This is a genomic window from Streptomyces thermoviolaceus (genome assembly GCF_045209695.1).
In the GTDB taxonomy this organism is placed as follows: domain Bacteria; phylum Actinomycetota; class Actinomycetes; order Streptomycetales; family Streptomycetaceae; genus Streptomyces; species Streptomyces thermoviolaceus.
In genome coordinates this window covers 2,444,276-2,455,866 of sequence record NZ_CP109280.1, presented here as the reverse complement: position 1 = coordinate 2,455,866, position 11,591 = coordinate 2,444,276, and the positions used below count along the sequence as shown (strand labels likewise).

Genomic DNA, 11,591 nt, shown 5'->3' with positions numbered 1-11,591 from the left:
CTCCTCGCCCGTTTTGGACCCCTCACCCGTGGGCTTTCGGACACCTCGAGGAAACCGAAGTGCGCTTCCCGTTCGACGCCCGGCCGTTGAGCACGTACACTCTCACCTCGTTGGCCTTCAGCAGCCGCGCCGGACATCGGTGCACGCCGGGCATCTGGCCGGATGCGGTACGTTGGGGGAACACAAAGGGTCGTAGCTCAATTGGTAGAGCACTGGTCTCCAAAACCAGCGGTTGGGGGTTCAAGTCCCTCCGGCCCTGCTACACACACCGCCAGGATGTGTGCGCATGTACGTACTGCAATTGCACCGCCGTGCGGCTCGACCGGGCGCGGCACGGCCACGACCCGGGAATCAGGTGAGGATGCATGACGGACGCCGTGGGCTCCCTCGACACGCCTGACGCCCGGGACGAGGTGTCGGAGTCCAAGAAGAAGCCGCGCAAGGGCGGCAAGCGGGCCAAGAAGGGTCCGCTGAAGCGGCTTGCGCTCTTCTACCGGCAGATCATCGCCGAACTCCGCAAAGTCGTCTGGCCCACGCGCAACCAGCTGACGTCGTACACCACCGTGGTGATCTTCTTCGTCGCCGTCATGATCGCCCTGGTGACCGTGATTGACTATGGGCTCAACCACGCGGCCAAGTACGTCTTCGGCTGAGTCACGAGCGAAGGGCGCCGTGGTGACCGGCGCCCGTTTTCGCATGTTCCACCCCTATGTAACCAGGAAGAAGCAGCCACCGTGTCTGACCCGAACCTGAACGACGCCATCGAGCCGACCGAGTCCGTGGCTGACGAGCTCGACACCGTCGAGGGTGCGGACGAGGGCGGCAAGGCCGAGGCTGCACCGGCCGCGGCGGACGAGTCGGCCGAGCAGGCCGCCTCCGGTGCCGAGGACGGCGACGAGGCCACCGAGGGTGAGGACGGCGAGGCCGAGAAGTCCGAGCCCGAGCTCGACCCGGTCGCCAAGCTCCGCGAGGAGCTGCGCAGCCTGCCCGGCGAGTGGTACGTCATCCACACCTACGCCGGCTACGAGAAGCGCGTGAAGGCCAACCTGGAGCAGCGTGCCGTCTCGCTGAACGTCGAGGACTTCATCTACCAGGCCGAGGTCCCCGAGGAAGAGATCGTCCAGATCAAGAACGGCGAGCGCAAGACCGTCCGGCAGAACAAGCTGCCCGGCTACGTCCTCGTGCGCATGGACCTGACCAACGAGTCCTGGGGCGTCGTGCGCAACACGCCCGGCGTCACCGGCTTCGTCGGCAACGCCTACGACCCGTACCCGCTGTCCCTGGACGAGGTCGTGAAGATGCTCGCCCCGGAGGCCGAGGAGCGGGCCGCCCGCGAGGCCGCCGAGGCCGAGGGCCGTCCCGTGCCGCAGCGCAAGGTCGAGGTCCAGGTGCTGGACTTCGAGGTCGGCGACTCGGTCACCGTCACCGACGGTCCCTTCGCCACCCTGCAGGCCACCATCAACGAGATCAACGCCGACTCGAAGAAGGTCAAGGGCCTGGTCGAGATCTTCGGCCGCGAGACGCCGGTCGAGCTGTCCTTCGACCAGATCCAGAAGAACTGACCTCGTATCCGTCCGGCTCAGCCCCTGCCCTGCGGTCGCCCGCGGGCGGGGGCTTCGCCGTCTCCAGGGGCGCGGGGCCGCGGCCGCCGTCACCGTGAGGACGGCCGGACGTCACCCGCGCGCCGTACGGTGCTCTGTCGGAAGCCCCCCGGGCGCCCTACCGTCCCGTACATGACACAGCGCGCATCCCGAAGACGTGCCGTTTCCCTTCGCCGCGGACGTGCCGTTCCCCTGCTCCGCGCGGGCGCCCTGCTGGCGCTCGTCTGGGCGGGGCTCGCGCAGCCCGACGCCCTGGCCGCGACCCAAGCGGCCGCCCGTCCCGGCCCGGGCGCCGACCCGGTCCTCGCCGGCCGGCTCGACCTCGGCCCCGCCGACCTGCCGGAGACCCGTACCACCACCACGCTGCAGCCCGGCGTGCGCCTGACCCGGATCACCCGCGGCGGCACCGACGACGCCCTGTTCTGGACGCTGGAGGTGCAGATCCCGGACACCTCCTCGCCCGACCCGGACGCGCCGCCCCTGGCGCTGTCCGGCGAGGCCGACGCCCGGGCGGAGAGCGAACGGCTGCGCGCCGAGGGCTTCGACGCCCGGGTCGAGGCCGTGGCCCGGCCCCGGGCCGCCGACATGGCGCCCGGGACGCTCGGCTACCGGGTCCGGGTCGGCTCCTGGCGCACCCGGGCCGAGGCCGAGCAGGAACGCGCCCGGATGGCCGCGGCGGGCGAGTCCGCCTCCGCCGTCTACACCGGCTGGGACGGCGACCGCTCGGCGCGCGGACCCTGGCACGTCGACGTGGTCACCATCGACCCCCGCTTGTTCACCGGCCGGCTCGACGCCGCCTTCGGCCCCGACCTCCAGGGCCGCGAGACCACGTCCGCGCTCGCCCGGGCGACCGGCGCCACGGTCGCCGTGAACGCCGGCTTCTTCGTCCTGGACCCCGCCTCCGGTGCACCCGGCGACCCCGCCGGTGTCGGCGTCTACGACGGCGCACTGCTCTCCGAGCCGGTCGGCGACCGCCCCGCGCTGGTGCTGGACGAGCACGGCGGCAGCAGCGTCGAACGGCTCTCCTGGCGCGGCAGCGTGCGGCTCGGCGGACGCTCGGTGCCGCTGGACGGCATCAACCGGGTGCCCGGCCTGATCCGCAACTGCGGCGGCGACGCGACCGACCGCCCGACGTCCCGGCCCCTGCACGACATCACCTGCACCGACGACAGCGAACTGGTCCTGTTCACCCCCGAGTACGGCGCCCGCACCCCGTCCGGCCCCGGCCGCGAGATCGTTCTCGACGCACACCAGCGGGTGATCTCCGTGGCCGCCGCGCGCGGCACCGCGCTCGCCCCCGGCACCACCTCCGTGCAGGCCACCGGCGCCGCCGCGGACCTGCTCGCGGGCGTCCGGGCCGGCGACCGGGTGCCGGTGCACACCGAGCTGACCGATGCGGCGACCGGCAGGCCGCGGCCCGTGAGCCGCCGCACCACGATCGTCAACGGCGGACCCCAGCTCATGCACCGGGGACAGGAGGAGATCACCCAGCGCCGGGACGGCATGGACCACGCGGGCGACCCCAGCTGGGCCTACGGCTGGGTGGCCAAACGCAACCCCCGGACCATCGCCGGCACGGACGTGTACGGGCGCACCGTGCTGGTCACCGTCGACGGGCGCTCCACCGACGACCTGGGCCTGAGCATCCCGGAGGCCGCCGACGTGGCCCGGTCGCTCGGACTGGTCGAGGCCGTCAACCTCGACGGCGGGGGCTCGACGGCCATGGCGGTCCACGGACAGGTCCTGGGGCACCCCTCCGACGCCGCGGGCGAGAGGCCCGTCGGTGACGCGGTGGTGGTGCTGCCGCCGGAGCGCCGCCCGTGACCGGCGCCGGCCGCCACCGGCCCTGACCCTCGCACTTCGGTCTCCCTGCGGCCCCGCCCCCGCACCCCGGCCTCCCGCAGCGGCCCCGGCCGGTGCCCCGCGCAGGGGCCCGGTACCGGGGCACCTGCTGGTTTGGGGAGCGAACGGCCTACCCGTTATCGTTGTGCGGTATGCCTCCGTCCGGAGGATCCGGGACGACGATCCGGGACCGCCCGCCGGAGGCCGACCACTCTCACTAGGACCCGGAGAGAGCACATGCCTCCCAAGAAGAAGAAGGTCACGGGGCTCATCAAGCTCCAGATCCAGGCCGGCGCCGCCAACCCGGCCCCGCCGGTCGGTCCGGCGCTGGGTCAGCACGGCGTCAACATCATGGAGTTCTGCAAGGCCTACAACGCCGCGACCGAGTCGCAGCGCGGGTGGGTCATCCCGGTGGAGATCACGGTCTACGAGGACCGTTCCTTCACCTTCATCACCAAGACGCCGCCGGCCGCCAAGATGATCCTCAAGGCCGCGGGCGTGGAGAAGGGCTCCGGCGAGCCGCACAAGACCAAGGTCGCCAAGATCACGCGCGAGCAGATCCGCGAGATCGCCCAGACCAAGATGCCCGACCTCAACGCCAACGACCTGGACGCCGCCGAGAAGATCATCGCCGGCACCGCCCGCTCCATGGGCGTCACCATCGAGGCCTGAGCCCCCGAAGCACTCCCGCGGCCGGACCGGGCCGCACGTGGGAGGGTCTGCTCGGCCCGTACCACGACTCCTTTCAGAACCCACAGGAGCAGTTGTGAGCAAGCGCAGCAAGGCTCTCCGCGCTGCGGACGCCAAGATCGACCGGGACAAGCTCTACGCCCCGCTCGAGGCCGTCCGTCTCGCCAAGGAGACCTCCACGACCAAGTTCGACGGCACCGTCGAGGTCGCCTTCCGTCTGGGTGTCGACCCGCGCAAGGCCGACCAGATGGTCCGTGGCACCGTGAACCTTCCGCACGGCACCGGTAAGACCGCCCGGGTCCTGGTCTTCGCGACCGGCGACCGTGCCGAGGCCGCGCGTGCCGCGGGCGCCGACATCGTCGGCGCCGACGAGCTGATCGACGAGGTGTCGAAGGGCCGCCTGGACTTCGACGCCGTCGTCGCCACCCCGGACCTCATGGGCAAGGTCGGCCGTCTCGGCCGCGTCCTCGGCCCGCGTGGTCTGATGCCGAACCCGAAGACCGGCACCGTCACCCCCGACGTGGCCAAGGCCGTCTCCGACATCAAGGGCGGCAAGATCGAGTTCCGTGTCGACAAGCACGCGAACCTGCACTTCATCATCGGCAAGACGTCGTTCGACGACACCAAGCTGGTGGAGAACTACGGCGCCGCGCTGGAGGAGATCCTCCGTCTGAAGCCGTCCGCCGCCAAGGGCCGCTACATCAAGAAGGCCGCCATCAGCACCACGATGGGCCCCGGCATCCCGGTCGACCCGAACCGCACCCGCAACCTCCTCGTCGAGGAGGACCCGGCCGCGGTCTGAGTCACGGCTCACCGGCAGTCGGCGACGAGCCCCGCACCTCTTCCGGTGCGGGGCTCGTCCCGTTCCCGGGCGGCCCCGCGGCCTGCTGCGACGCCCTGTGCCCGGTCCTCAGCACCCTGTCCTGCGCGCTCCTCACCAACGGGCGGTATGCATCGGTCAAGGATTCTTCCTGAATTTTCGATCATGTTCGGATAGATTAAGGCCGTTGCTAGGTACAGCCTGTCTGTTTCCTTAGGGGGGAGACCGTGGGGATTTCTGTACGCAGAGCCGGGGGTGCCGGTCTGGCCGCGCTGCTGCTCGCCGCGGGCGCGGTGAGCTGCGGCAAGGGGGAGGACGAGCCGAAGATGTCGCCGGCGGCCGCCGCGGTGGCCAAGGCGGCCTCCCACGCGGAGGACATCACCTCCGCCCACTACCGCATGACCGGCCAGGTTCCGCAGCAGGGCCGGTTCACGGCCGAGGCCGCGATGCGGATCAAGCCTTCAATTGCCATGAGCATGAAGATGACGGGGACCGACCAGGGCGCCCAGCAGAGCGCCGAGGTCCGCCTCGTCGACAAGGTCATGTACATCAACGGCGGCGCCGAGGCCGCCAAGGAGCTGAACGGCAAGCACTGGGTCAAGTTCGACCTGTCCGGGACCCAGGCCGGCGAGCAGCTGGACCAGCTCAGCAGCGCCTCCGCCCAGGCCCAGCAGAACCCGGCGGCGGACACCAGCATGCTCACCGGCGCCAAGGACACCAAGGAGGTCGGCACCGAGACCGTCGACGGCGTCAAGACCACCCACTACCAGGGCACCGCCACCCTGGACGAGCTCCGCACGGCCATGGAGGAGCAGGACAAGGACAAGGACGCGACGCTGCGCGAGCAGCACCAGCAGAGCCTGAAGCAGTTCGAGGACCTGGGCGTCGAGAAGATCACCATGGACCTGTGGGTCGACGGCGAGGACCGCGCCAAGCAGTTCCGCATGCGCGGCGACGCCGACGAGGGCCCGTTCGACATGACCTTCACCTTCCTCGACTACAACAAGCCCGTGGACGTGGCCGCCCCGGCGGCCTCGGACACCGCGAAGCTGGAGGAGCTGCTGATGGGCTCCGCCGAGGGCGCCGAGGGCTCCGGCCTGCAGTGATCCCCGGAACGGGGCGGATTTGCTCCGGCCCGCCCCGTTCCCGTACTCTTCCTGTCCGAAGCCAAAGACCGCTGGTCGTTGCCGTGCGCTCGTAAGTGCGTGCGGTGGCCGAAGGATCCGCTGAACATGCGGACGGCCCGCGCAGGTGACAGTGGAAGAACTCCCGGAACACGTACGTCCGCGTGTCGTGCGTGCCGCCGGTCGAGTCCGCCCCGTGCGCCTGCGCCGGGGCGTTTCGTTTTCCCCAGTCCTCCTTCGGGTCCGCGCGGTCCGAATCACCCGGAAGGAGGCCGAGGCTCTATGGCGAGGCCCGACAAGGCTGCCGCGGTTGCCGAGCTGACGGACAAGTTCCGCAACTCGTCTGCTGCCGTGCTGACCGAGTACCGCGGTCTCACCGTGGCGCAGCTCAAGACGCTGCGTCGTTCGCTCGGTGAGAACGCCCAGTACGCCGTGGTGAAGAACACGCTGACCAAGATTGCGGCCAACGAGGCCGGGATCACGACGCTGGACGACCTGTTCAACGGTCCGACGGCTGTCGCCTTCGTCACCGGTGACCCGGTGGAGTCGGCGAAGGGTCTCCGTGACTTCGCCAAGGACAACCCGAATCTCGTCATCAAGGGCGGTGTCCTGGAGGGCAAGCCCCTCTCCGCCGACGAGATCAAGAAGCTCGCGGACCTGGAGTCCCGCGAGGTTCTGCTCAGCAAGCTGGCCGGTGCCTTCAAGGCGAAGCAGTCCCAGGCTGCCTCCGTCTTCCAGGCGCTGCCGTCGAAGCTCGTCCGTACCGTGGACGCGCTGCGCGCCAAGCAGGCCGAGCAGGGCGGTGCCGAGTAATTCGGCTCGCTTTCTGACCCGGCCCCACGGCACGGGTCGCAGCGGGCCGACGTACGCCCGCCTCAACCAGTACATCCGGCACCTGCCGACTTGAGTGGAAGGACCGCCATCATGGCGAAGCTGTCCCAGGACGAGCTGCTTGCCCAGTTCGAGGAGATGACCCTCATCGAGCTCTCCGAGTTCGTGAAGGCCTTCGAGGAGAAGTTCGACGTCACCGCCGCCGCGGCCGCCCCGGTCGTCGTCGCCGGTGGTGCCGGCCAGGGTGGCGGCGAGGCCGCCGCCGCCGAGGAGAAGGACGAGTTCGACGTCATCCTCGCCGGCGCCGGTGACAAGAAGATCCAGGTCATCAAGGTCGTGCGTGAGCTGACCTCCCTGGGCCTGAAGGAGGCCAAGGACCTGGTCGACGGTGCCCCGAAGCCCGTCCTCGAGAAGGTCAACAAGGAGACCGCGGACAAGGCCAAGGAGGCCCTGGAGGGCGCCGGCGCCTCCGTCGAGGTCAAGTAAGACCTGTCCGGTCGTCCGACCGGCACGGGCCCCACGGCCTTCGACGGGTCCGTCACGGACTCCCGCGTGCTGACGGCCCGGGCGCGGAGAAACACCGCGCCGGGGCTGTAACGCGAACGCACCGAGGAGCGATCATCCATCCGGGTGGTCGCTCTTCGGCGTTCCGGGGGGTGGCTGTGGCGGCCTTGCACCGGTGCCGGGGCGGGGTAAGGTGATCTTCGTCGTGCCCCCGGAGGGCCGCGGTGGACGAACCGCAGGTGACGACGGCGGTGTCCGGCTCGGACACAGGGGGCCTTGACGGAACTGCACGCAGCGCGCAATTCTCAGGACGCGTCGTCACAAGGATCCGAATCCGAGGCATGGATCGACGGCGAAGAGGGCAGTATCAACGTGCATTGAGGGCGACCTGCCGCAGGCGGTGACGACGACGAGGTTCTCAAACACCCCGCACTGGACATCAGCGGGCCAAGTGGCTACAGTGTCACTTTGCGCTGCCTGTTAGCTGTCCCCTGCCCGTCACCAGGGGCATGCCCTCACTCGAGCATCGACGACCGACCTGCGTCTGACCTGGCGTTTCGCCATTTCGGACACCGTCCGTCCCGGTGAGCGGGGGAGGGGCCGGTACGCGCGTAGTGAGTCCGAGCCCTCGGAAGGACCCCCTCTTGGCCGCCTCGCGCACTGCCTCGACCGCGAATACGAACAACGGCGCCAGCACCGCCCCGCTGCGCATCTCCTTTGCAAAGATCAAGGAGCCCCTCGAGGTTCCGAACCTTCTCGCGCTCCAGACCGAGAGCTTCGACTGGCTGCTCGGCAACGACGCGTGGAAGGCTCGCGTCGAGGAGGCTCTCGAGAAGGGTCAGGACGTCCCCACCAAGTCCGGCCTCGAAGAGATCTTCGAGGAGATCTCCCCGATCGAGGACTTCTCGGGGTCGATGTCCCTGACCTTCCGTGACCACCGCTTCGAGCCGCCGAAGAACTCGATCGACGAGTGCAAGGAGCGCGACTTCACCTACGCCGCGCCGCTCTTCGTCACGGCCGAGTTCACCAACAACGAGACCGGCGAGATCAAGTCCCAGACGGTCTTCATGGGCGACTTCCCGCTCATGACCAGCAAGGGAACCTTCATCATCAACGGCACCGAGCGTGTCGTGGTGTCGCAGCTGGTCCGTTCCCCGGGTGTCTACTTCGACTCCACCGTCGACAAGACCTCCGACAAGGACATCTTCTCCGCCAAGATCATCCCGTCCCGGGGTGCCTGGCTGGAGATGGAGATCGACAAGCGCGACATGGTCGGCGTCCGCATCGACCGCAAGCGCAAGCAGTCCGTCACCGTCCTGCTCAAGGCGCTCGGCTGGACCAACGAGCAGATCCTCGAGGAGTTCGGCGAGTACGAGTCGATGCGCGCCACCCTGGAGAAGGACCACACCCAGGGCCAGGACGACGCGCTGCTCGACATCTACCGCAAGCTGCGCCCGGGCGAGCCCCCGACGCGTGAGGCCGCGCAGACGCTGCTGGAGAACCTCTACTTCAACCCCAAGCGCTACGACCTCGCCAAGGTCGGCCGCTACAAGGTCAACAAGAAGCTGGGTACGGACACCCCGCTGGACGCGGGCATCCTGACCGTCGAGGACATCATCGCGACGATCAAGTACCTGGTGAAGCTGCACGCCGGCGAGACCGAGACGGTCGGTGACAACGGCCAGACCGTGGTCGTCGAGACCGACGACATCGACCACTTCGGCAACCGCCGCCTGCGCAGCGTCGGCGAGCTCATCCAGAACCAGGTCCGCACGGGTCTGGCCCGCATGGAGCGCGTCGTCCGCGAGCGCATGACCACCCAGGACGTCGAGGCGATCACGCCGCAGACCCTGATCAACATCCGGCCGGTCGTCGCCTCCATCAAGGAGTTCTTCGGCACCAGCCAGCTGTCGCAGTTCATGGACCAGAACAACCCGCTGTCTGGTCTGACGCACAAGCGGCGCCTGTCCGCGCTCGGCCCCGGCGGTCTGTCCCGTGAGCGGGCCGGCTTCGAGGTCCGTGACGTGCACCCCTCGCACTACGGCCGCATGTGCCCGATCGAGACGCCGGAAGGCCCGAACATCGGTCTGATCGGCTCGCTCGCCACCTACGGCCGCGTCAACGCGTTCGGTTTCGTCGAGACCCCGTACCGCAAGGTCGTCGACGGCCAGGTCACCGACCAGGTGGACTACCTGACCGCCGACGAGGAGGACCGCTTCGTCATCGCGCAGGCCAACGCCACCCTCAGCGACGACCTGCGCTTCACCGAGAGCCGCGTCCTGGTCCGGCGCAAGGGCGGCGAGGTCGACTACGTCAGCCCCGAGGACGTGGATTACATGGACGTCTCGCCGCGCCAGATGGTGTCGGTCGCGACCGCCATGATCCCGTTCCTGGAGCACGACGACGCCAACCGTGCCCTCATGGGCGCGAACATGATGCGCCAGGCCGTTCCGCTGATCCAGGCGGAGGCCCCGCTCGTCGGCACCGGCATGGAGTACCGCTCCGCCGTCGACGCCGGCGACGTCGTCAAGGCCGAGAAGCCCGGTGTGGTCCAGGAGGTCTCCGCGGACTACATCACCACCGCCAACGACGACGGCACGTACATCACCTACCGCCTGGCCAAGTTCGCCCGCTCCAACCAGGGCACCTCGGTCAACCAGAAGGTCATCGTCAACGAGGGCGACCGCGTCGTCACCGGCCAGGTGCTGGCCGACGGCCCGGCCACCCAGAACGGCGAGATGGCCCTCGGCAAGAACCTGCTCGTGGCGTTCATGCCGTGGGAGGGTCACAACTACGAGGACGCGATCATCCTGTCGCAGCGCCTCGTCCAGGACGACGTCCTCTCCTCGATCCACATCGAGGAGCACGAGGTCGACGCCCGTGACACCAAGCTCGGCCCCGAGGAGATCACTCGGGACATCCCGAACGTCTCCGAGGAGGTCCTCGCCGACCTCGACGAGCGCGGCATCATCCGTATCGGTGCCGAGGTCGTCGCCGGTGACATCCTCGTCGGCAAGGTCACCCCGAAGGGTGAGACCGAGCTGACCCCGGAGGAGCGTCTGCTCCGCGCGATCTTCGGTGAGAAGGCCCGTGAGGTCCGTGACACCTCGCTGAAGGTGCCGCACGGCGAGACCGGCAAGGTCATCGGCGTGCGCGTCTTCGACCGCGAGGAGGGCGACGAGCTGCCGCCGGGCGTGAACCAGCTGGTCCGCGTCTACGTGGCGCAGAAGCGCAAGATCACCGACGGTGACAAGCTCGCCGGCCGCCACGGCAACAAGGGTGTCATCTCCAAGATCCTGCCGGTCGAGGACATGCCGTTCCTGGAGGACGGCACCCCGGTCGACATCATCCTCAACCCGCTGGGCGTCCCGTCCCGCATGAACCCGGGACAGGTCCTGGAGATCCACCTCGGCTGGCTCGCCAGCCAGGGCTGGGACGTCTCCGGCCTCTCCGACGAGTGGGCCAAGCGGCTGCAGGCCATCGGCGCCGACCGGGTCGAGCCGCGCACCAACGTGGCGACCCCGGTCTTCGACGGTGCCCGCGAGGACGAGCTGGCCGGTCTGCTGGAGAACACCCTGCCCAACCGCGACGGCAACCGCCTGGTCCTCCCGTCCGGCAAGGCCCGGCTGTTCGACGGCCGCTCCGGTGAGCCGTTCCCGGACCCGATCTCGGTCGGGTACATGTACATCCTGAAGCTGCACCACCTGGTCGACGACAAGCTGCACGCCCGCTCGACCGGTCCGTACTCGATGATCACCCAGCAGCCGCTGGGTGGTAAGGCGCAGTTCGGTGGCCAGCGGTTCGGTGAGATGGAGGTGTGGGCACTCGAGGCCTACGGTGCCGCCTACGCCCTCCAGGAGCTGCTGACCATCAAGTCCGACGACGTCACCGGCCGCGTCAAGGTCTACGAGGCGATCGTCAAGGGCGAGAACATCCCCGAGCCCGGCATCCCCGAGTCCTTCAAGGTGCTCATCAAGGAGATGCAGTCGCTCTGCCTGAACGTGGAGGTGCTGTCCAGCGACGGTATGTCCATCGAGATGCGTGACACCGACGAGGACGTCTTCCGCGCAGCGGAGGAGCTCGGCATCGACCTGTCCCGGCGCGAGCCGAGCAGCGTCGAAGAGGTCTGACGGGAGCCCGGCGGGCCCGGTCCCACGGCCCGCCGACCCCGGCGACCCC

Annotated in this window: 9 protein-coding genes and 1 tRNA gene; all 10 read left to right on the top strand. The window is 69.2% G+C overall.

The window, feature by feature from the left end; genetic code table 11:
• Nucleotides 1-186 precede the first annotated feature (186 nt).
• The 10 genes from OG899_RS10655 to rpoB all read left to right on the top strand — a co-directional run bounded on the left by OG899_RS10655 (nucleotide 187) and on the right by rpoB (nucleotide 11,542).
• A tRNA-Trp gene (locus OG899_RS10655) sits at nucleotides 187-259 on the top strand.
• A 106-nt stretch (nucleotides 260-365) separates the two neighbouring features.
• Nucleotides 366-653 (top strand): preprotein translocase subunit SecE, encoded by a 288-nt coding sequence (gene secE, locus OG899_RS10650; RefSeq protein WP_125496536.1) that lies wholly within the window; start codon nucleotides 366-368, stop codon nucleotides 651-653.
• An 81-nt stretch (nucleotides 654-734) separates the two neighbouring features.
• Nucleotides 735-1,562: a transcription termination/antitermination protein NusG gene (gene nusG / locus OG899_RS10645; RefSeq protein WP_125496535.1), complete on the top strand. Its 828-nt coding sequence runs from the start codon at nucleotides 735-737 to the stop codon at nucleotides 1,560-1,562.
• Between the two features lie 171 nt (nucleotides 1,563-1,733).
• Nucleotides 1,734-3,425 carry a phosphodiester glycosidase family protein gene (locus OG899_RS10640; RefSeq protein WP_251504324.1) on the top strand — a complete coding sequence of 564 codons (1,692 nt, stop codon included), beginning with the start codon at nucleotides 1,734-1,736 and terminating at the stop codon, nucleotides 3,423-3,425.
• Nucleotides 3,426-3,680: 255 nt separating this feature from the next.
• A complete protein-coding gene (gene rplK, locus OG899_RS10635) occupies nucleotides 3,681-4,115 on the top strand; it encodes a 50S ribosomal protein L11 (RefSeq protein ID WP_125496533.1) in 435 nt (144 codons plus the stop codon).
• A gap of 94 nt (nucleotides 4,116-4,209) precedes the next feature.
• Nucleotides 4,210-4,935, top strand: a complete 726-nt coding sequence (rplA, locus tag OG899_RS10630; protein WP_125496532.1) for a 50S ribosomal protein L1 — start codon at nucleotides 4,210-4,212, stop codon at nucleotides 4,933-4,935.
• A gap of 245 nt (nucleotides 4,936-5,180) precedes the next feature.
• Nucleotides 5,181-6,059, top strand: a complete 879-nt coding sequence (locus OG899_RS10625; RefSeq protein ID WP_168131549.1) for an LppX_LprAFG lipoprotein — start codon at nucleotides 5,181-5,183, stop codon at nucleotides 6,057-6,059.
• Between the two features lie 300 nt (nucleotides 6,060-6,359).
• Nucleotides 6,360-6,890 carry a 50S ribosomal protein L10 gene (rplJ, locus tag OG899_RS10620; protein WP_125496530.1) on the top strand — a complete coding sequence of 177 codons (531 nt, stop codon included), beginning with the start codon at nucleotides 6,360-6,362 and terminating at the stop codon, nucleotides 6,888-6,890.
• A 111-nt stretch (nucleotides 6,891-7,001) separates the two neighbouring features.
• Nucleotides 7,002-7,394, top strand: a complete 393-nt coding sequence (gene rplL, locus OG899_RS10615) for a 50S ribosomal protein L7/L12 (RefSeq protein ID WP_125496529.1) — start codon at nucleotides 7,002-7,004, stop codon at nucleotides 7,392-7,394.
• Nucleotides 7,395-8,056: 662 nt separating this feature from the next.
• Nucleotides 8,057-11,542, top strand: coding sequence for a DNA-directed RNA polymerase subunit beta (gene rpoB / locus OG899_RS10610; RefSeq protein ID WP_189428143.1), 3,486 nt, complete (start codon nucleotides 8,057-8,059; stop codon nucleotides 11,540-11,542).
• Nucleotides 11,543-11,591 lie beyond the last annotated feature (49 nt).

Bases quoted from the DNA above. Each gene is read 5' to 3' on its own strand.
- secE (WP_125496536.1), top strand. From the start codon at position 366: ATGACGGACGCCGTGGGCTCCCTCGACACGCCTGACGCCCGGGACGAG.
- OG899_RS10640 (WP_251504324.1), top strand. From the start codon at position 1,734: ATGACACAGCGCGCATCCCGAAGACGTGCCGTTTCCCTTCGCCGCGGA.
- rplK (WP_125496533.1), top strand. From the start codon at position 3,681: ATGCCTCCCAAGAAGAAGAAGGTCACGGGGCTCATCAAGCTCCAGATC.
- rplJ (WP_125496530.1), top strand. From the start codon at position 6,360: ATGGCGAGGCCCGACAAGGCTGCCGCGGTTGCCGAGCTGACGGACAAG.
- rplL (WP_125496529.1), top strand. From the start codon at position 7,002: ATGGCGAAGCTGTCCCAGGACGAGCTGCTTGCCCAGTTCGAGGAGATG.